Annotated in this window: 15 protein-coding genes; 10 read left to right on the top strand and 5 right to left on the bottom strand. The window is 70.4% G+C overall.

Annotated elements, in window-relative coordinates; genetic code table 11:
- Positions 1-183 precede the first annotated feature (183 nt).
- The 4 genes from hpaE (at position 184) to EAS64_RS40270 (ending at position 4,973) form a co-directional block, all read left to right on the top strand.
- Positions 184-1,659 carry a 5-carboxymethyl-2-hydroxymuconate semialdehyde dehydrogenase gene (hpaE, locus tag EAS64_RS40285; RefSeq protein ID WP_246116116.1) on the top strand — a complete coding sequence of 492 codons (1,476 nt, stop codon included), beginning with the start codon at positions 184-186 and terminating at the stop codon, positions 1,657-1,659.
- Complete coding sequence (hpaD, locus tag EAS64_RS40280) at positions 1,659-2,690, top strand: 3,4-dihydroxyphenylacetate 2,3-dioxygenase (RefSeq protein ID WP_145861986.1); 1,032 nt, start codon at positions 1,659-1,661, stop codon at positions 2,688-2,690. Before hpaE ends, hpaD begins: the two co-directional genes overlap by 1 nt.
- A gap of 116 nt (positions 2,691-2,806) precedes the next feature.
- Entirely contained in the window at positions 2,807-3,763 is a 957-nt protein-coding gene (locus EAS64_RS40275) for a hypothetical protein (RefSeq protein ID WP_222849978.1), read from the top strand.
- A 208-nt stretch (positions 3,764-3,971) separates the two neighbouring features.
- Positions 3,972-4,973, top strand: coding sequence for a hypothetical protein (locus tag EAS64_RS40270; protein ID WP_145861984.1), 1,002 nt, complete (start codon positions 3,972-3,974; stop codon positions 4,971-4,973).
- Between the two features lie 12 nt (positions 4,974-4,985).
- Here the strand turns inward: EAS64_RS40270 and EAS64_RS40265 are convergent, their stop codons facing one another.
- Positions 4,986-6,401: a helix-turn-helix domain-containing protein gene (locus EAS64_RS40265; protein ID WP_246116123.1), complete on the bottom strand. Its 1,416-nt coding sequence runs from the start codon at positions 6,399-6,401 to the stop codon at positions 4,986-4,988.
- Positions 6,402-6,606: 205 nt separating this feature from the next.
- On the opposite strand from EAS64_RS40265, the gene aceA reads away from it, so the two are divergent.
- Positions 6,607-7,911 (top strand): isocitrate lyase, encoded by a 1,305-nt coding sequence (aceA, locus tag EAS64_RS40260; protein WP_145861982.1) that lies wholly within the window; start codon positions 6,607-6,609, stop codon positions 7,909-7,911.
- A 13-nt stretch (positions 7,912-7,924) separates the two neighbouring features.
- Here aceA and EAS64_RS40255 read toward each other — a convergent pair whose 3' ends face one another.
- On the bottom strand, positions 7,925-8,536 hold the full coding sequence (locus EAS64_RS40255) for a hypothetical protein (RefSeq protein WP_145861981.1): 612 nt from the start codon (positions 8,534-8,536) through the stop codon (positions 7,925-7,927).
- Between the two features lie 186 nt (positions 8,537-8,722).
- On the opposite strand from EAS64_RS40255, the gene EAS64_RS40250 reads away from it, so the two are divergent.
- Together EAS64_RS40250 and sepH are read left to right on the top strand one after the other, a co-directional pair.
- Positions 8,723-11,164, top strand: coding sequence for an MMPL family transporter (locus EAS64_RS40250; protein ID WP_145861980.1), 2,442 nt, complete (start codon positions 8,723-8,725; stop codon positions 11,162-11,164).
- A gap of 189 nt (positions 11,165-11,353) precedes the next feature.
- Positions 11,354-13,231 (top strand): septation protein SepH, encoded by a 1,878-nt coding sequence (sepH, locus tag EAS64_RS45315; RefSeq protein WP_222849977.1) that lies wholly within the window; start codon positions 11,354-11,356, stop codon positions 13,229-13,231.
- 127 nt (positions 13,232-13,358) lie between these two features.
- Here the strand turns inward: sepH and EAS64_RS40240 are convergent, their stop codons facing one another.
- On the bottom strand, positions 13,359-14,399 hold the full coding sequence (locus EAS64_RS40240; protein ID WP_187366533.1) for a D-alanyl-D-alanine carboxypeptidase family protein: 1,041 nt from the start codon (positions 14,397-14,399) through the stop codon (positions 13,359-13,361).
- Positions 14,400-14,594: 195 nt separating this feature from the next.
- Positions 14,595-15,926 (bottom strand): amidohydrolase family protein, encoded by a 1,332-nt coding sequence (locus tag EAS64_RS40235; RefSeq protein ID WP_281283392.1) that lies wholly within the window; start codon positions 15,924-15,926, stop codon positions 14,595-14,597.
- Positions 15,927-15,980: 54 nt separating this feature from the next.
- Here EAS64_RS40235 and EAS64_RS40230 point away from each other — a divergent pair, with 54 nt between their 5' ends.
- Positions 15,981-17,042 (top strand): serine hydrolase, encoded by a 1,062-nt coding sequence (locus tag EAS64_RS40230; protein ID WP_222849976.1) that lies wholly within the window; start codon positions 15,981-15,983, stop codon positions 17,040-17,042.
- Here EAS64_RS40230 and EAS64_RS40225 read toward each other — a convergent pair.
- On the bottom strand, positions 17,002-17,553 hold the full coding sequence (locus EAS64_RS40225; protein ID WP_145861977.1) for a GtrA family protein: 552 nt from the start codon (positions 17,551-17,553) through the stop codon (positions 17,002-17,004). The genes EAS64_RS40230 and EAS64_RS40225 overlap by 41 nt on opposite strands.
- Before the next feature lie 349 nt (positions 17,554-17,902).
- On the opposite strand from EAS64_RS40225, the gene EAS64_RS40220 reads away from it, so the two are divergent.
- Together EAS64_RS40220 and EAS64_RS40215 are read left to right on the top strand one after the other, a co-directional pair.
- Complete coding sequence (locus EAS64_RS40220) at positions 17,903-19,555, top strand: MptA/MptB family glycosyltransferase (protein ID WP_145861976.1); 1,653 nt, start codon at positions 17,903-17,905, stop codon at positions 19,553-19,555.
- Between the two features lie 36 nt (positions 19,556-19,591).
- Entirely contained in the window at positions 19,592-20,470 is an 879-nt protein-coding gene (locus EAS64_RS40215; protein ID WP_145861975.1) for an SDR family NAD(P)-dependent oxidoreductase, read from the top strand.
- The last annotated feature ends 31 nt before the right edge of the window (positions 20,471-20,501 follow it).

Below are 20,501 nucleotides of genomic sequence, written 5' to 3'. Positions count from 1 at the left end.
CCGAGGCCGGCCAGGCGAAGGTGCTCGCGCTGCTGCGCGAGGGCGCGCCGGTGCTCGCCGGGCCGGTCGCAGCCGTTGGCCGGACGACGGGGGCGGGTGGTAGCGAGGGTAGCGAGGGTAGCAGCGGGTTAGCGGGGAACGCGAAGCACGAACCCGTTCGGGATGATGATTGGAGAGTTACCCGTGACCGAGATCCCGGACAAGATCGAGCACTTTATCGGCGGTCGGCTGGTGCCGAGCGTGAGCGGCGGCACGTTCGACGTCGCGGATCCGGTATCGAACCGGGTGTACGCGCGGGCCGCGGCCGGCGACGCCGACGATGTCGGCAAGGCGGTCGAGGCGGCCGCCGCGGCGTCCGACGGGCCGTGGCCCGGCCTGGCCGCGCGCGCGAGGGCGAGGATACTCAACAGGATCGCCGACGGGATCGAGGCGCGCGGCGAGCGGATCGCCGCGGTGGAGACCTTCGACACCGGGCTGCCCATCACCCAGGCGAAGGGGCAGGCGGCGCGGGCGGCGGAGAACTTCAGGTACTTCGCGGACGTGATCGTCGCGCAGCACGAGGAGGCGTTCTCCCAGCCGGGGCAGCTCGGCTACGTGCTGCGCCGCCCGGCCGGCGTGGCGGGGCTCATCACACCGTGGAACACGCCGTTCATGCTCGAGTCGTGGAAGCTGGCGCCCGCCCTGGCGTCCGGCTGCACCATAGTGCTCAAGCCGGCCGAGTGGACGCCGCTGTCCGCGTCGCTGCTGCCGGAGATCATGACAGAGGCGGGCGTGCCCGACGGTGTGTTCAACATCGTGCACGGCATCGGCGAGCAGGCCGGCGCCGCGCTCGTCGCCCACCCCCGCGTGCCGCGGATCTCGTTCACCGGCGAGACCGCCACCGGGCAGGTCATCATGCGGTCCGCCGCGGACAACCTCAAGGGCCTTTCCATGGAGCTCGGCGGCAAGTCGCCGTGCGTCATCTTCGCCGACGCGGACCTGGACGCGGCGGTCGACTCCGCGCTGTTCGGCGTGATGTCGCTGAACGGCGAGCGGTGCACCGCGGGCTCGCGCATCCTCGCCGAACGTTCGGTGTACGACGCGCTGGTCACCCGGCTCGCCGAACGCGCGGACCGGGTCCGCGTGGGCGACCCGTCCGACCCCTCGACCGAGATCGGCGCGCTCGTGCACACCGAGCACTACGACCGGGTGATGTCCTACGTGCGGCTCGGCGCGCGCGAGGGTGCGCGGCTGGTTGCGGGCGGGCGGCGGCCGTCCGGGCTGCCCGCGGGCAACTACCTGGCGGCGACGGTGTTCGCCGACGTCACGCCGTCGATGCGGATCTTCCAGGAGGAGATCTTCGGCCCGGTCGTGTGCGTCACGCCGTTCGACTCGGAGGAGGAGGCCGTCCGGCTCGCGAACGCCACCCGCTACGGTCTCGCCGCCTACCTCTGGACGTCGTCGCTGAACCGCGCGCACCGGGTCGCGGCGCAGGTGGAGTCCGGCATGACCTGGGTGAACTCGCACAACGTGCGGGACCTCCGCACCCCGTTCGGCGGGGTGAAGAGCAGCGGGCTCGGCCGTGAGGGCGGGCAGCACTCGATCGACTTCTACACCGAGTCCCGGATCGTGCACATCGCGCTCGGCGAAACCCACGTCCCGCGTTTTGGAGTTTCCTGATGCCCGCAGATTCTGCTTTGCCGCCGGCACCCGACATCGTCCGGTCGGCGTACGGGACGCTGGTCGTCACCGACCTGGCGGAGGCGCGGCACTTCTGGGTCGACCTGGTCGGCTTCGTCGTGACCGAGGAGGATTCGTCCGCGCTGTACCTGCGAGGCTACGACGAGCTCACGCACCACAACCTGATCGTGCGGGCCGGGCCGGTGGCGGCGGCGGGCGCGCTCGGCTTCCGCGTCAGGTCGGACAGTGACCTCGCCCGTGCCGAGGCGTATTACGCGGCACTCGGCTGCCGCACGCAGCGACTGCCCGCCGCGACGGTGCGCGGGCTCGGCGAGGTGGTCCGGGTCGAGGACCCGCTGGGGTTCCTGGTCGAGTTCTTCGCATCCGCCGCTCATCCCGAGCGGCTGCAGCAGCGCTATGACCTGCGGCGCGGCGCGGAGGTGGCGCGCCTTGACCATTTCAACATCAGCGTGCCCGACGTGCCGAAGGCGCAGGCGTATTACGCCGGGCTCGGATTCGGCCTGTCAGAGACCATCGAGGACGAGCAGACCGTCTACGCCGCCTGGATGTACCGCAAGCAGACCGTGCACGACGTCGCGTTCACCGGCGGCGGCGGTCCCCGGCTGCACCACCTCGGGTTCTTCGCGCACGAGGCGCACTCGGTGCTGCGCATGTGCGACATACTCGGGTCGCTGTCGCTCGAGTCGCACATCGAGCGCGGTCCTGGCAGGCACGGCGTGTCCAACGCCTTCTACGTGTACCTGCGCGACCCCGACGGGCACCGGATGGAGGTCTACACCTCCGACTACTACACCGGCGACCCGGACCACCCGGTGCTGCGCTGGTCGGTGCACGACCCGCGGCGGCGCGACTTCTGGGCCAACCCGGTTGTCCCCTCGTGGTACTCAGACGCCTCCGTGGTGCTCGACCTGGACGAGGCGGTCCGGCCGGTCACCGAACTGGCACAGACCGCCGAGGTGACGGTCGGCGCGGACGGCTTCACCGCGCCGTCGCCTGCTCCGCCTGAATAGGCGGTGCGGCCGGGAAACTGACGTCGCAGAAAACCGGAGACCGGGCGGATAACGCGATTGCCGCTGGGCAGACAAGCACCAGGGTCGATGCTGCGCCAGGGAGAGCCATGAGCGGGATGACCGATGACGGTGCCGCGTTCCAGCCGGGCGTGGAGGAAGTAACGTTCCCGTTCCGGCCGCGCGTCACGTACGTCGGGTACCGAGCGTTCGGCAGTGGTGACGGCCCCGTGCTGGTGGACCCCAAGATCGCGCAGAAACTGCGTTCCGCGGCGGAGTTCGCCGCCGCGGAACGGCGCATCGCCGGCGGCCTGCTCTACGGCCGGGCCTGGAGCGATGACCAAGGCGCCTACCTGGTCATCGAGGGTTACCTGGAAGCCGGCCCCGGAGAGAACAAGGACGACAGGATCCGCGGCGACGGTACCGACGACTTCACCCTGTCCGAGGCCGACCTGCGGCTGCTGCGCGAGGACGCCGCCCGGATGTACTCCGCCTTTCTCGAGGCTGGCTGGTGGCGGACCCGTGCCGCACTTGGCGAATTCGGCCCGCAGGATTTCGCGACACAGGCCTCGCTGGTCAGCCCCGGCGGCGTCGGCCTGCTCGTGTACGGTTCCGGCGTCCACTGGGGCACCGCCTACCTGGGACCCGACGGACACGCCCCGGACTCCGCGGGGACGCTCGCCGCCACCCAACCCGTCACTGAACCGCCGTCAGCGGCCAGCCTGGCCCTGGAACCTGAGGCGGCGCTCGCGCCCGGGCCGGAACTGGTGGACATCTCGGCAGGGGAAAGCCTGTTGGGCGAGCCGCTGCCTGGCGACGTCGCGGCGGCAGCAGCCCAGGCAGCAGCCCCGGCACCCGCGCGGCGAGCGCGGGTCAGGCGGCTGCGCGTGGCGCCTTCCGCCCGCGTGACGTCACGCGTGACATCGCGCGTTACGTCACGGAGGTCGGCGGTCGAGCCGGCCAGCGAGGAGTACCCGGGGCCGAAAACCCCGGCGGACGTCCGGTTCGTGTTCTGGGCGCTGATTGCCGTCGTCATCGCCGTTGCGGTCATCATCGCGATCCTGGTGACGCGGTGATCAGCACCGCGATCGGCCTGCCCGTCAGCTGACTGAATTACGGTCTTGATGCAGCACCGTTAAGTGCCGCGGGCTCGCCGGGCACCGTTCCCTGAGTCCCGGTGTACGGGCTAAACAGGCGGCAGTGTTGCCGGTAATCTCTCAGTTGAGCCGCGCACTGCCGACCGTCGCCTGACGGACGGCCACCTCAGGGAGAGGGAAAGCGCCGATGACCGACGGCGGAACTGCGTTCCAGCCGGGCCAAGCCGAGCCGTCGCTGCCGTACCGGTCGCGCGGCGCGTATGCCGGGCACGACGCGCTCGGGGCCGGCGCGGGTGCCGTGCTTCTCGATCCCGAGGTCGCGCATGACCTGCGGTCCGCCGCCGAGTTCGCGACCCAGGAGCGGCGGATCACCGGCGGGCTGCTGTACGGGCGCGCCTGGATGGACGACGAGGGGCCCTACCTGGTGGTGGACGGCTACCTCGAGTCCGGGCCTGGCGAGAATCCCGGTGACCGGGTCATTCGCGACGGCCAGGACAACTTCACGCTGACCGACGCGGACCTGCGACTACTGCGGCAGGACGCCGCGCGGATGTACTCCTCGGCCCTCGAGGTCGGCTGGTGGCGGACGCTGCCCGCGCCCGGCGGGTTCAACCCGCGTGACTACCTGACGCAGCAGGACCTCATCCAGCCCGGCGGTATCGGCCTGGTCGTGTTCGGTTCCGGTCTGGAGTGGGGCGCCGCCTACCTCGGGCCCGACGCCCGTCCGCCGGGTCCGCTCATCCCGGCGCCCCGTCCGGCTTCCCACGCCGGGCCGGCCTACGACACGGACATCGCCGCCGAGCCAGGGCCGGAGCCGGTGGACATCGCGGCGGGCGAGAGCCTGCTGACGCCGGACGACGAACTCGACGCCGACCTCGAACCTGAGCCGGTGACGGGAACGGTGGTGGCGACGCGCCTGCCGGCGCTCACGCCCGCACCGCAGCGGGCTAGCCGGCCGGTGATCTCCCCGGTCCCGGCCGACGACTGGCGGGCCAGGCCGGCCAGTCCCGGCAACATCGGGCCCCGGATACCCACCGACGTCAAGATCGTGGTGGGTGCGCTCGTCGTCGTCTCCTGTGCCGTGGCCGCCATCATCGGCGTACTGCTGTCGAGCGCCATGATCGCCGTGATTGTCGCGGTCATCGCCTTGCTCGCGATCACCATCTTCGTGTCGGTGACGCGCCTGTAGACCCCCCGCCCCTCAGTCGCCCGAGTGACGGTCGAGGAACTCGTAGATGTCCACGTCGTCCACGCCGGGGAAGGCGCCGGACGGCAGCACGGACAGCACGTGCGAGTGCGCCCGCGCCGACGGCCAGGCCATGCCGTCCCAGCGCTCGGCGAGGGTCGCGGGCGCCCGCTGGCAGCAGTCACCGTCGGGACAGCGCGAACGGGTGCGGATCTTCGACTCACGGCCGCGGAACCAGCGGGAGTGGTCGAACGGGACGCCGAGGGTGATCGAGTACCCGGCGTCGCCCGAGCCCGGGTCGACTTGGGCGACGCAGAAGTACGTGCCGGACGGCGTGTCCGAATACTGGTAGAACGGCGAGTAGCGGTCCTCGGCGGTGAACACCTGGCGGCCCGACCACTGGCGGCACATCCGCTGTCCCTCGATCGCGCCGGTGCCGTCGGCGGGAAACACCACCCCGTCATTCTGGTAGGCCTTGTAGATCACGCCGCTCGCGTCGTTCTTCACGAAGTGGCAGGGCACGCCGAGGTGGTGGGTGATCAGGTTGGTGACCCGGTGCGCGGCCATCTCGTACGACACGGAGAACACGTCGACCAGGTCCTCGACCGCCAGGTCGCGGCGGTCCTTCGCCGAGCTGAGGAACGGGACCGCGGCCTGTTCGGGTATCAGCACCGCCCCGGCGAAATAGTTCGCCTCCACCCGCTGCCGCAGGAAGTCGGCGAAGTCGCGCGGCGTGCCGTGGCCGAGCAGGAAATGGCCGAGCGCCTGCAGGATCACGGTGCGCGGCGAGTGGCCGCCGACCGGCTCCTGCTTGACGTAGATCCGGTTGGCCCGCAGGTCGGTCAGCGACCGGACCGAGCGGGGCAGGTCGGCGGCGAACCGCACGGAAAAGCCGTGCCCGGCGACCACCGACAGCAGCATGCCCTGGGTGAGGGCGCCGCCCGCGTAGCCGGCCTTGGCGAGTGCCGCCGCGGCCGCGCGCTCGAGCGGCGCGAAGTAATTGTCTCGTTCCCGCTGCGAGCCGCGCAGCGCCGCGTTCGCGGTGCGCGCCTCCTCGGGGGTGGCGGTGGGCTTGGCGCGCTGCGCCCGCAGCTCGCCGGCCAGGGCGACCAGGTGCTCGAGCACGTCGGTGGGCACCCGGGTGCCCACCCGCAGCTCCGGCAGGCCGAGCGCGGTGTAGGAGGAGTCGCGCTGCGCCTGCTCAAGGGCGATCTCCAGCTGGGCGCGGCGGCTCGGCGGCTGCTTCTTGAGCAGCTCGGACACGGGCACGCCGAGTGCGGAGGCGAGCTGCTCGACCAGCGACAGCCGCGGCTCGCGCTTGCCGTTCTCGATCAGCGAGAGCACCGAGGGGGTCCGCCCGACCTTGGCGCCGAGGTCGGCGAGCGTCAGGCCGCGGGCCCGCCGCGCGTGGCGGAGCCGCTGGCCGAACATCGCAAGGTCTAGACCTTCGGTCTCTACCAATTTTCTTGATTCTTCCATTGGTCAAAAAGTGTAACACGCAGTCGTTTGGATAAATAGTGGAGTTTTTTACGGACGAAAGTCCTGGGCTGGCCACTGCCGTGTCCCGCACTGTGGGTGTACCAACCCGCTGGTCCAGGGGTTCCTGGTTCGCGGGGGAAGGATCTGAGTGAGAGGCATGAGCATGGAAACGATCAGCCAGCAGGCGGCCAATCTGCGCGCATCGTGGGAGACCGACCAGCGCTGGGCGGGGATCAAGCGTGACTACACCGCCGAGGACGTGATCCGGCTGCGCGGCTCCGTCGTCGAGGAGCACACGCTTGCCAGGCGCGGCGCCCACCGGCTTTGGGAGCTGCTGCACACCGAGGACGCCGTGCGGGCGCTCGGCGCGATCACCGGCAACCAGGCGGTGCAGATGGTGAAGGCGGGGCTGCAGGCCATCTACCTGTCTGGCTGGCAGGTGGCCGCGGACGGGAACCTGGCCGGGCACACCTACCCGGACCAGTCCCTTTACCCCGCGAACTCGGTGCCGCAGATGGTGCGGCGGATCAACAACGCGCTGCTGCGCGCCGACCAGATCGCCTGGTCGGAGCGGTCGGTTGACTCCACCGCACCGCGTCAGCAGTGGCTCGCGCCGATCGTGGCCGACGCCGAGGCCGGCTTCGGCGGCGTGCTCAACGCGTTCGAGCTGATGAAGGCGATGATCGAGGCGGGCGCGGCGGGCGTGCACTTCGAGGACCAGCTGTCGTCGGAGAAGAAGTGCGGCCACCTCGGCGGGAAGGTGCTCATCCCGACCGGGCAGCACATCAAGACGCTGACCGCGGCGCGGCTCGCCACCGACGTGCTCGACGTGCCGTCGCTGGTGATCGCGCGGACCGACGCGCACGCGGCGGCGCTGCTCACCGCGGACGTCGACGAGCGCGACCGTCAGTTCGCCACCGGGGAGCGCACCGCGGAGGGGTTCTACCGGGTGCGGCCAGGCATCGAGCCCTGCATCGCGCGCGGGCTCGCCTTCGCGCCCTACTCCGACCTGCTGTGGATGGAGACATCCACCCCCGACCTCGCCGAGGCGCGGGAGTTCGCCGAGGCGATCCACGCGCAGTACCCGGACCAGATGCTCGCCTACAACTGCTCGCCGTCGTTCAACTGGCGCGCGCACCTGGACGACGCGACGATCGCGAAGTTCCAGAAGGAGCTCGCGTCCATGGGCTACCGGTTCCAGTTCATCACGCTGGCCGGCTTCCACGCGCTGAACGAGTCGATGTTCGAGCTTGCCTACGGGTACGCGCGCAACGACATGTCCGCCTACGTCAAGCTGCAGGAGGCCGAGTTCGCGCTTGAGGGCGCCGGCTACACCGCCACCAGGCACCAGCGCGAGGCGGGCACCGGGTACTTCGACCTGGTCACCCAGGCGATCTCGCCGAACGCGGAGACCGTCGCGCTCGCCGGGTCGACGGAGAGCGAGCAGTTCGCCACGGCGTAAGCGGCGTCACCCGTCAGTCGGGATACGACTCGTTCCCCCGGTGCGGCTCTCCCGCCGGGTAGGGCGCGGTCTCGGCCCATTCGCTGGTCACGTTGCTCACATTGCCGAGCAGTGACGTGGCAGGCTCCTGGGCCGGGGCCGCGCTTTCGTCGTCCATCCGCGCGATGCCAAGCGGCCTGGTCTGGGACCGCCAGCGGGAGGGGATGAACAGCGGTACGACGAGCGCCGACCCGGCCGCCGCGAGCAGGCCGTTGATGCCCATCGCCTCGAAGCCGTAGCCGAACGCGTCGCCCCGAAGCGGAATGTAGTGCACCGCCCGGCTGACGTTGAACCCGTAGACGACCGTCCAGCCGAGCAGCGCGAGACCGGGGAGCCCGGCGGCGAGCGGTGAGATCCTGCGCACCGCGATGCAGATCCCGGCGAACAGCGCGGGCCACGCCAGGGCGCCGACGGCCTCAAGGACGCTGTTGCTGTGCAGCAGGCTGCCGCCGTTCGCCGGCAGCGTCGACGCGCCGCCGTTGACCACGGGGATCCGGAGCAAGCGCACGTAGCCCCAGCTCGCGGCGAAGAACACCGCGGCCGCGAGCCCGATCGCCAGTCCAATCCCGATCAGATGCCGCACCATAACCGCCTCCTGTTCCGCCCCCTGTCCCGACATAGTCCGGCATATACTCCCGCCCTCCAGGCTTCCCGCGCAGCGAAACGCCGCTCTTGTCATCGGGGGGTGCGGGGGGGTCGCCCCCCCGGGGGAAAGCTGAGAAGCGGCTGAGACCGTGAAGGGCGCCGAGAGCGGGCCCGCTATTGTGGGCGCGTGCACGCCGATGACATTTTCCGGGGTATAGGTAAGTTCGCCGTCAAGTTCCGCTGGGTAATCGTGGTTCTGTGGATTGTGGCGGCGGCGGCCATACCGAAAGCGCTGCCCTCGCTGGCCAGCGTGACGCAGGGTAACAACAGTGCTTTCCTGCCTGCCAGCGCGCCGAGTGAGCACGCGGCGAACCTGGCGGCGCCGCTCGGGTTCTCGACGTCGACCGTGCCGGTCCCCGTCGTCGCGGCGGTGAGCACCGGATCGTTCAGCGCCGCCGACCAGACCTGGCTGAACGGCACCCTCGTGCCGGACCTCGCCAAGGTCAAGACGGTGACGAAGGTCCGCGAACTGGGCCAGTCCGCGGTGCCGGGGCCGAACGGCGTGGCCGGACAGGCGGCCCAGATCCAGGTCCTGTCCGACGTCTCGACGAACGACGAGAACGCGATGACGAAGCTCATCGACGACCTGAGAGCCACCATCGCGTCCGCGCACCCGCCGGCCGGCATGCAGGTGCACCTGGCGGGCCAGCTGGCCATCAACGCCGACCAGCAGAAGCAGTCGGGCAGCACCGGCAACCAGGTGCAGGCCCTGTCGTTCGTCTTCATCCTCCTGCTGCTGCTGGTGATCTTCCGGTCGCTGCTCGCACCGCTGATCACGGTGATCCCCGCGCTCGTTTCCGTGTCCATTGCCGGGCCGATCATCGCCGAGCTCGCCAACCACGGGCTCAAGGTCTCGCAGCTGTCCCAGCTGCTGCTGATCGTGCTTGTGCTCGGTGCGGGCACCGACTACGGGCTGTTCCTCGTCTTCCGGGTGCGCGAACGACTGCGGCTCGGCGACTCGTCCAAGGACGACGCCGTGGTCAACGCGCTGACCAAGGTCGGCGAGTCCATCACCTTCTCCGCCTTCACGGTCATCGCGGCGCTGCTCTCGCTGCTCTTCGCCACCTTCCAGATCTACTCCAACCTGGGCATACCGCTGGCCATCGGCATCGGCGTGATGCTGCTCGCGGGTCTGACCCTGCTTCCCGCGCTGCTCGCGATCTTCGGCAAGGCCGCGTTCTGGCCGTCCAAGCAGCGGGCGGGCGCGGAGACCTCCGGGGTCTGGGGGCGCATCGCCGCCCGGGTCGTCAGGCGGCCGGGCGTCGCGCTGTCCATCGGCGTGATCGTGTTCGGCGCGCTGTCCTTCGCGGTGACCGGCTATGAGAGTGCCGGGTTCGGCGGGACGATCACCGCGCCGGCCGGCACCGACTCCGCGGCGGGCACCGACCTGCTGAACAAGTACTTCCCCGTTACCGCGGCCAACCCGACCAACCTCGTCTACAAGCTGTCCACGCCTGCCTGGGATGACGCGAGCGCGATCGCCACCGCGACCACCCAGCTGCAGAAGGACCCGTTGTTCATCGGCGTCACCGGGCCGCTCAACCCGGTCGGCACGACAGGCTTCACGCCCGCCCAGTACACCCAGCTGCACGCGCTGCTGGGCTCCGGGCCGCTGGCGGCCACCGCGCCCGCGGAGCCCGCCGCCGCGGCCAACGCAGGGATCACCGCCGCGCAGTGGAGCGAGGCGTACCAGCTGTACCGTGCGACGTTCCAGTTCGTTTCGGCCGACGGGAAGACGATCCAGTTCCAGACCTCGCTCGCGGCGGGCGATCCGTCGACGACCGCCGCGCTGAACGCGATTCCCGCGGTGCGCGACGCGGCCGGGGCGGCGGAGCCCACGCTGCACGCGGTCGACTGGGGAGTTACCGGCGAGGCGCCTGCCCTGTATGACATCAGCTCCATCTCCAACAGCGACCTGGCGCACGTCATCCCGATCGCGATCATCGTCATCGGGGTGCTGCTCGCCCTGGTGATGCGGTCGCTCGTCGCGCCGCTCTACCTGATCGCGTCGGTGGCGCTGTCCTACTTCGCCGCGCTCGGACTCGCCGTGATCTTGTTCATTAAGATCGGCGGCGACGGGGGCATCACCTTCATCCTGCCGTTCCTGTTGTTCATCTTCCTGCTGGCGCTAGGCGAGGACTACAACATCCTCGTCATGACCAGAATCAGGGAAGAGGCGCACCGGATGCCGCTGCGGGATGCGGTGACCCGGGCCGTGGCGGTGACCGGCACCACCGTCACCTCGGCCGGCCTCGTCCTCGCGGGGACGTTCGCGGTGTTCGCGATCGTCGGCGGGCGCGGCTCCGGCGGCTCGCAGATCCGCGACGTCGGGTTGGGCCTCGCCGTCGGTATCCTCATGGACACGTTCGTCGTCCGCACCGTGCTCGTGCCATGTACCGTGGTGCTGCTCGGCAAGTGGAACTGGTGGCCGTCGAAGCTGCATGAGGTGCACGCCGCCGGCGCGCAGGATGAGGTGGGAACCTCCGCCGACGCGCTCGGCCTGAGCTCCGCGGCGGACGGCCCGACGACAACGGACGACTCAGACAGCGAGTCACGAAGAAAATCCTGACAGTAATACCCTCCAGTACCCCGCCCGAGCGTCCGGACATGGTAAATGCCACCATGTTCTACGGACATGCCGGGCGGGGTGCTTTTCTTCTGGCACGCTGACCGGAAGACTGCGACCTAGGAATTTAACCCGAGGGCAGGCAAGACTTAGTGACGACGCGCAGCCCCGGGCGGCAGGGAAGGGACCCCGATGCAGGAACTGCGCTTCGTCGCGGTCAGCGAAGACGGCAGTTACGCCGTCCTCGCGGTCCCCGGGCGAAGCGGGCGGTACATCCTGCCGATCGACGAGCGGCTGCGGGCGGTCGCTCAAGGCCAGACCTCCCGGCTCGCCCAGTACGAGATCGAAGTGGAGAGTCCGTTGCGTCCCAAGGAGATCCAGGCACGAATCCGCGCCGGCGAGACGGCGGAAGAGATCGCGGACGCCGCGGGAATCCCGGTCGAGCGCGTGCGCTGGTTCGAAGGCCCCGTCCTCGCGGAGCGCGGGTACATCGCCCAGCAGGCGCAGGCCGCCTCGGTGCGGCGGGCAGGCGACTCTTCTGGCCCTGGTCCGCGCCTTGACGACATCGTGACAGCGCGGCTGACGGCGTCGGGCACCGACCCGGCCGACGGGCAGTGGGACTCACGCAAGCGCGGCGACGGCAACTGGCAGGTTTCGCTCACCTTCCCGTCCGGCGGCAGGCTGCACGTCGCGGAATGGGTATTCGACCCGCGCCGCCGGCACGTCATGCCCGATGACGACAACGCCGCCCGGCTTTCGCTGCCCGAGTCGGAACTGCCGCCTGAGCCCGTGTCGCTGCCCGGCGAGGCGACGGTGACGCCGATCGCGTCGCGGCTCGGCGCCGCCGCCGGGATGGGCGGCGGATCGGTTCCCGCTCCCGGCGGGTACGCCGGGAGTTCCGGTGTGTCCCGCTTCCGGCCGGAGCGGTCGGTCATTCCCGACCGGTCCCTCGGCGGTGACCGGTCGCTCGCCGACCGGCCTGCCACGCCGCCAGTGCCGGCACCGTCGATGCCCTCGCCCGAGCGGTCCGGCGGTTCCGAGCGTCCCGCCGCGTCGCGGCCCGAGCGTTCCGACCGGTCCGGTCACCAGGAGCGTTCCGCTTCGTACGGCTACGCGGAGTTCCCGGAGTCGGCGCCCTACCGTGCCTCGGCCCCGGCTCCCGAACCCCCGGCCTACCGCGCCCCGGCGCAGGAGCCGACCGCGTACCGCCCGCCCGCCGAGCCGCCCGCCTACCGTGACGAGCCGGAGTCCTACCGACCGCCGCCGCCGCCGCAGCCCATCGGGTACCGCGACCCGGAACCCGCACCGCACCGGGCACCGGCCCCTCCCGAGCCGAGGGCCGAGGAGTTCCCGCTGGTGCAGGCCCCCTCCGGTCCTGCCATCGACGATACGGAACGGGTTCGGCCTACGCCCCCGCGCCCCGTCGTCTTCGAAGACCCCGAGCCGGCGCTACTGGAAGAGCAGCTCGAACTGACGCCGCCCGCTCCGCCAGCGCAGCCCGTTCCGTCGCCGGCGCCGCGGCCGGCGGCTGCCAGCGCGCCGGTTTCGCCACCGGCCGCGGCCCAGGAATCCTTGAAGCCGGCGGCCCCCGCGCGGACCGCGGCGTCGGCTCCCGCGAACACCCGTGCCGGGTCCGCCGCGGCAGGCCAGGTGGCCGCCGTCGCGACGGATCAGACTCGTGCCGTCGCGACGGCGACGGAGCGCACTGCTCAGCCCGTGACCGAAACGCCGGAGCCCCGTGCGGCCGAGCCGACGGCGCCCGCACCAGCGGCGGCAGCACAGAGGGCGTCGGTCGAGCCGGTTTCGCCGGTCAGGGCCGCCGAACCCGCTTCTTCTGCCACGCCTGCGGCACCGGCGGCTGCGACGGCCGAGCCGTCGGCGCCCGCTGAGGCCGCTGAGGCCGCGGCGGCCGAGCCCAGGCCAGAGGTGCTCGAGCCGGCCGCTTCCCCAGCCGAGGAGGATTCGTCGGGTCGTCCGCGCCCCGGTGCGAAGAAGAACGCCAAGAGCCGCCGGTCCTCGGTCCCCTCCTGGGACGAGATCATGCTGGGCAGTACCCGCCAGCGCGACTAGACCCGCCCGCTGGACGCAACGGGATCCGTCCGGCCGGCGGACGCGAGGTGGGCGAGCAGGTGTCGGCGGCGCGGCAGGGGCCGCGCGCATTATCCGCCTCGCGGGACGGACGGCGCCTGGCGGCGAGCTAGCTGGCTTGTTTGAGGGAGAAGGCCCAGGTGAGGACCTTGGCAGCGTCCTGGGCGCCGGCGCCGGCGCCGGTGGGGGGCGAGCCAAGTACGTCGCCGATGAGGACGCGGCCGTCGCGGACCGCCTCGAAGAGGAGAGTGTGGCCCGCGGCATCCGTGAAGCCGGTCTTGATGCCGACGACGCCGGGGTACTGGCCGATCAGCTCGTTGGAGGAAGTGACCGAGTAGGCGCCGTGCCCCTTGCCCTTCTTCAGGGTGTAGTAGCGGAGCTTGACGATGCCGCGGAACTCGGGGTATTCCATCGCGACCTCGCCGAGGTGGACCAGTTCCGCGGGGGTGGAATAGGTGGAGGTCTCCGACGGGTACGGGAGCCCGTCCGGTGAGGTGAAGTGCGTGTGGGTGAGGCCGAGCCGCGTCGCCTCGGCGTTCATTTTGCCGATGAAGGCGGGCAGGCCGGGGCCGTAGGCGTTGGCCAGGGTATAGGCGGCGTCCGCGGCCGACTCGATCAGCATCATGTGCATCAGCTCGTCGACGGTGAGGACCTGGCCGGGGATCAGGCCGACGGCGTTGGCGCCGTACTTGGCCACGTAGTTCTTCACCGCCTTCGGAACGGCGATCCCGCGGTTCGGCTGATTCGCCTGCATGACGACGAGCGCGGTCATCACCTTGGTGATGGAGGCGATCGGCCGGACCTCGGTGGCGTTCCTTGCCCACAGCACCTGGCCGGTGGTGGCGTCGACGAGGATGCCGGCCTTCGCCTTGACAGCCTTCGGCGCGCCGACGACCGTGATCGACGGCCCGGCGGGAGCAGTCTTGCTCTGCTCGGCGGCGGGCACCGTCGCGTTGACGGCCCCGACCGTCGGGCTGGCCAGTGACGAGGCGGACGAGCCCGATGAACCAGCCGAAGCCGGCGAGGCGGTGCGGCTGCTGGTCACGCCCTTCGCGTAGGCGAGGCCTGGTGTCGCGGAGCAGCCGGCGGCCGTCCCCGCGATGGCAAAGGCCAGTCCCGCGATCACCAACCGTGCTGCCAGGCGGCGCATAACACTCCATCGCGTAGGGGCCGGGATCAGACTAGATGCTATGGTCCCGTATCCGTAAATATCCGGCCAATCAGCTCTATTTCTCCTGCTATGACAGTCCAGAGCATTTGGCATCATGCGGCTGCCAGTAGCCAGATGATTCCCAGATGGATACGTACGGTAACCGGTGTGCCCTGCACGGCGCAGTGGCAGCGGTCAGCCGGCGGCTCGCGCCACGACCCCGTCCAGGGCCATGCGGGCGGCACGGGTCACGGCGGGGACGTCGAGGGCGGTGACCCGCCCGTCTCGCTTGAGTATCTGGCCGTCGGCGATGACTAGTTCCACGTCCCTCGGGCTTGCCGCGGTGACGAGCAGCCGCGCCGGATCGGTGAGCACGCCCAGGTTCGGCGCGTCGGCGGAGACGACGATCAGGTCGGCGCGCTTGCCGACCGCGAGGGAGCCGGTGACCGCGCCGAGGCCCAGGCTGCGGGCCCCGTCGATGGTGGCGAGCCGCAGCACGTCGCGGGCGCGGAGCGCGAACTCGTGCCGCGCCTGACCATTGGCGCAGGCATGGACCGCCTTCATGATCGCGAACATGTCGGCGTTGCCCGACAGCATCGTGGTGTCGACGGACAGCCCGACCGTCAGCCCGGCGGCGAGCAGCTCGCCGGTGACCGGCTGGCCGTAGCCGATCTGCAGCTCGGTCCACGGCGACACGGACACCGGGGCGCGCGCCTGCGCGGCGAGGGCGATCTCCGCCGCGGAGGCGTTGTTCAGGTGCACCAGCTGGAGGTCCGGGCCGAGCAGCCCGCATTCGGCGTAGGTGCGGACCTGGCCGGCCGCCGCGGCGGGACCGCACGCGTGCACCGAGACCGGGAGGCCGAGATCGCGCGCCGCCATGATCTCTGTCTCGTACAGCCGCCGCGGCACCCGCATCGCCGGGTTGGAACCGCCGGTCCCCCGCCAGGCCACGCCCAGGTGAATGCGGCCGTCCGTGCTATAGGCGTGCCACCGGGACGCGAATTCCGCCAGGTCATCCAGGTCCATAAGCCGGTCATTGGGATGGCCTGCCCGGTAACCGTAGGAGAAACGCGCGCGCAATCCCGATTCGGCTAGCGCGCGCAGGCCGGCTTCGGCCCATTCCCTGCCCCTGACGTTATGTGCCCAGTCGTGCACGGTGGTGATACCCGCGTCGATCGCCTCGGCCGCGGCAAGGCGCGTTCCCGCATAAGTGTCATCGGGCAGGAAATGCCGGCCGAGACCGGCGCAGGCCGTGAAATAGCCGCTTCGGTCGGGGCCGTCGGCCGACGGCAGGCCGTCGGACATCCCGCGCAGCAGGGCGTTCCAGAGGTGCCAGTGGGTATCGACCAGACCCGGAGCAACTATTTTCCCCGAGGCTTCAACCGGCTGCGCGTCAGGAGCGTCTAGGTTTATGCCGATTGCCTGGATGACGCCGTCCCGAATGTGGACATCCCCGCCGGGGATGTCTCCCGCGGCATCCATTGTCAGGACGTAACCGCCGCGAATCAGCAGATTAACGCGAGACATGGATGCTGTGGATGTCATGGACGCCCAGCATTCCAGAAACGGAGCGGATGGACCATGGTGATGCGGGCGCTCTTGGCAGGCTCCGCCGCGCTGACGGCGGGGCTCATGGCGGCAAGTGCCGGGGTGACGGTGGCCTCGGCGACCACGCCGGCCGTCCGAACGGCGCGGGCGGCATCGTCGCCGTCGGTCCGCGGCGGCAGAACTTCGGCAGGCAGGGCGGAGACCACGGGACAGCCGAAGGCGGCAGCCGCCGACGCGGTCTCGGTGGGGACGACGACGGCGGCCGCCGTCATGGCCGCGACAGGAGCCGTCTCACCCGACCGGCGGGTGCGCGAGGGAATCTGCACCGTGCCTCCCGCCCGCAGGGCGCTCGCCGCCGCGCTGTCCGCCGGCATCCAGGACGCGCTGCGCGGGCGAGCCGGGCACCACGCGGTGACCGTCTACGACACGGTCACCAAGGTCTCCTGCTACATCGACAGCGGCCGTCACTTCGACTCGGCGAGCATCGTCAAGGCGATCATCCTTGGCGCCCTGCTGCGCTGGCACCAGGAGACCGGGCGGCCGCTTTCCACGGCGGAGAAGGAGAAGGCGCGGCTGATGATCACCCAGTCCGACAACGATGCCGCGACGGCGCTGTGGGACGAGGTGGGCATGAGGCGGCTGCAGCACTTCCTCGACCTGGCGAAGATGCACCAGACTCAGCTGGGCCAGGACGGGTACTGGGGGCTCACCCAGGTCACCGCGCACGACGAGATGCTGCTGCTCGAGCTGCTCGCCATGCCGAACTCGGTGCTGACCGCCTCGTCCCGCTCCTACGAACTCGGGCTGATGGCGAAGGTCATACCCGGGCAGCGCTGGGGCACCCCGGCCGGGGCACCCGCGAAGATCAGCGTGCACGTGAAAAACGGCTGGCTGCCTGACGGTACGGGCTGGCACATCAACAGCATCGGCGTGTTCACCGGCAAGGACAAGGACTACCTGATAGCCGTGCTGACCGACGACAACCCGTCGGAGCAGTACGGCATCAACACGATCGAGCGGGTGGCCCGGCTGGTGCACAAGGACCTGAACGCGGTCAGCGCTCCGGCGCTGCCGTCGGGGTCGGATCCTCGGTAGCGGCGGGCCCCAATGGCCCGAACACCTCGGACGGCACCTCCGCGGGCTGGTCCCGAACATCGCGGAACACCACCCAGCGCATCATGCAGTAGAGGTAGACGGCCTCGCAGCACGCCGCGATAATCCGGGAGAACTCGTAGTACACGCCGAGGACCGACAGCAGGTCGGTGAGGCCGAGCACGAATATCAGGTAATTGCTCGCGCTGACCGCCACGTAGACCGGAAACTGCCTGCCGACCGCTTCGTGGCTGCCGAAGTTCAGCACCCGGTTGAGCAGGTAGCTGAGCACGGAGGCGGTCCCGTAGGACAGCGTGACGGCGACCGGGATCGGCCACCGGAAGGTGCCGTGGAACAGGCCGAGCAGCCCGAGGTCGACGAAGAACGTGCAGAGGTTGATCAGCAGGTAGCCGACAAGACTCGGCGCCACCACCTCGGACAAGCCGAACGGGAGCCGCCTGGTGATCGCCGTTACGACGGCGGCGAATCGCTCCCGGTATGCCACGCTATCCATTGTGCCCGCTCCCCGGCGCTGCGCGGCCCCTCAGCGGCCGCCATTCCATTTTCTGAGCTTTTTCCCAGGTTTCTTTCGCCAGGTACGGGCCCGGCCCGGTGTAGCGTGGTTCTCAGGTTTGTGAAGGTGATCACATGAGGGGCGCGACCCGGTTACGCGTAACGGCGGCGCCCCAGGGCCTTGGTGGCCCCGCCGCGGCAAAAGCGGATTAGCCAGGCAGCCGACGGGAAGATTCGGGACAAGATCACCGAGTAATATCGCTGAAGATCAGCGATGTCTTGGGTGCGTGGAAGCAGGAGGTCCGTAGCGTCCGCATAGCGGGCGGCGATCCGCACGGGAGGAATATCGAATGGCCGTGTTGGTGGACCCGCCGCAGCGCGACAGCGCGGGCGAGGGGCCCTCCGACGACATGACTGCCCCCGTGGTGACCACCGCTAGCGCGCCCGTCACCGACGTCGGTGAGCCCAAGCTCGCGGAACCGCCGATCACCGGCGGCCGCGTCGAAGAGTTCATGGGCAGGATCATCCGGGTGCTCTCGCACAGCCGGCTTGCCCGCCCGCTGCCCGCGGTCATTCTCAGCGTTCTCGGGCTGTGCGGCGTCGCCTTCGTCGGGCTGTGCGCCACCGCCTACCGGCCGAGCGTGGCCACGCCGCCGGTGCTGCTGCCGCTGACCACGGTCGCGCGGAACCTGGGCGCGCCGCACCTGCCCGACCTGGTGGCCAACTTCATCATGTACTTCTCGGTGGCCTTGTGCGCCCTGGGCCTGGCGATGATGCTGTGGGCCAACAGCCGGGGCTGGTCACCGAACCCGCGCAAGGTCTTCTGGACGGCGGCCGGCGGGATAGCCGTGCTGGTGAACATCACCCCGGTCGGGTCGTCGGACGTGGCGAGCTACGCCGCCTACGGACGGATCGCGGCCCTCGGCTACAACCCGTACACGTTCACTCCCGCCATGCTGCCCGGCGGCAAGGACAACGTGTATACGGAGCTGGTCAGCCGGCAGTGGCAGGGCACTGCCTCGGTCTACGGTCCCGTGGCCACCTGGACGCACCTGCTCGCGGCGTGGATCGGCGGCGACAAGCCGTGGCTCACCATCTGGGTGCTGATGATGATGGTCGGCGCCGCGTTCCTCGCCACCGGCTACGTGCTGCTGCGCACCGCTGAGAACCCGGTGCGCGCGGCCCTCCTGTGGGTGGCCAACCCGCTGCTCATCGTCGAACTGGTGATGGGCGGCCACCTGGACGCGTTCCTCGCGCTGTTCGCCATCGCGGCGGTCGTGGTGGCCCGGTCCGGGGAGGCGCCCCTGCGGACGCCTGGGCAAGTCGGGACCGAGTGGGCGGCCGCCGACCCCCTGAGGTCTCATCCGGGGTGGCAGCGCGCCGTGCTCGCGGGCGCCAGGAACAGGCTGGCCCAGGACTTCATCGTTGGCCTGTTCGTCGGCCTGGCCCTCGGCATCAAAGTGAACGCCGCGTTCGTCGCGCTCGCCGTCGCGATCCCGATCATCCACGACCGGGCCTGGGCACGGCTGGCCAGGACCGGCGCGGTGGCCGCGCTGACCGCGTTCAGCCTGTACTTCTTCAGCTACGGCCTGTCGGCGCTCGAGCCGCTGCGCAAGGCCTCCACCATGGTCATCTCGCCGACGCTGTGGCGGCTCGTCCAGGTGATGGTGCAGCATTTCTTCGGCAATGGCGCCGAGGCAACCGTGACGAGCGCGTTCGGCATCATCTGGCCGCCGCTGATGCTGCTGCTCGCCTGGTACCTGTACAACAGGCTCTCCCCCGACGTGCCGACCGTCCTCGCCGCGACCTGCGCGCTAACGTTCGCGTGGATCGTGGTCGCGCCCTGGTCGCTGCCCTGGTATTCCGCCATCGCCTGGGTGGCCCTGGCACTGCTGCCCCGCAACTCGCTCACCCGCTGGCTGACGATGGCGACCCTGGCACTAGGACTGCTGCACTTCAATGGTGGCCATCTCACTAACGAGCGGATAGGCCCGACCCCGTAGGTTTTCCACGCATTTGCGGCGGCTATCTCCGAGGGCATGAGTCGCAACGACATCACACCGCCCGTCCCCGATCCCGTCGCGCCCGGCCGGGTCGCCGTCGTCACCGGGGCCGCGAGCGGCATCGGGCTTGGCCTTGCCGAACGGTTCGCCGCCGAGGGCATGCGGGTCGTGCTGGCCGACGTGGAGGAGCCCGCCTTGTCGAAGGCCGCCGAGCGGGTCGCCGCGAACGGTGCCTCCGTGCTCCCCGTGGTGACCGACGTGGCGGACCGCGCCGCCGTCGGCGCGCTGCGCGACGCGGCCCTGTCGGCGTACGGCGCGGTGCACGTGGTGTGCAACAACGCCGGTGTCGGCGGCCCGCACGGACCGCTGTGGGAGTGCCCGCCTGCCGAGTGGGACTGGGTGCTCGGGGTGAACCTGGAGGGCGTGATGAACGGCGTGAGGGCCTTCATGCCGGTGCTGCTCGAGCAGGACACCGGGCACCTGCTGAACACCTCGTCGATCTTCGGCGTGTTCGCCGGCACGCTCGGCCCGTACGGGGTGTCCAAGCACGCGGTCACCGCGCTGACCGAGACGCTGCACTTCAACCTCAGATCACTCGGCGTCAGCCATGTCGGCGTCTCCGTGCTGTGCCCGGGCGCTGTGCGGACCAACTTCGGCACCTCGGCGCGGAACCGGCCGTCGTGGGCCGGGCCGCCCGCGGTCAGGGATGAGGCCGAGCGGGCGTCGGCGGAGCGGTTCGACCAGCTCTCCCTGCTCGGCGCCTCCCCCGCGGACGTCGCCGGCCTGGTCGTGGACGGGATCAGGTCGCGCCGCTTCTACATCCTCACCTCGGACAACAGGCACGAGCCGGTGCTGCGCCGCGGCCAGGAGATCGTGTCCGGCGGCCCGCCCGAGGCGCCCGTGTCGTTCGTGTAAGCCGGTCGCCCGGACGACCCGGGCGGTTAGT

It is taken from the genome of Trebonia kvetii (genome assembly GCF_007827045.1).
Classification (GTDB): Bacteria; Actinomycetota; Actinomycetes; order Streptosporangiales; family Streptosporangiaceae; genus Trebonia; species Trebonia kvetii.
The sequence above is the reverse complement of the archived record's forward strand: the minus strand, read 5'-3'. Positions and strand labels throughout refer to the sequence as shown.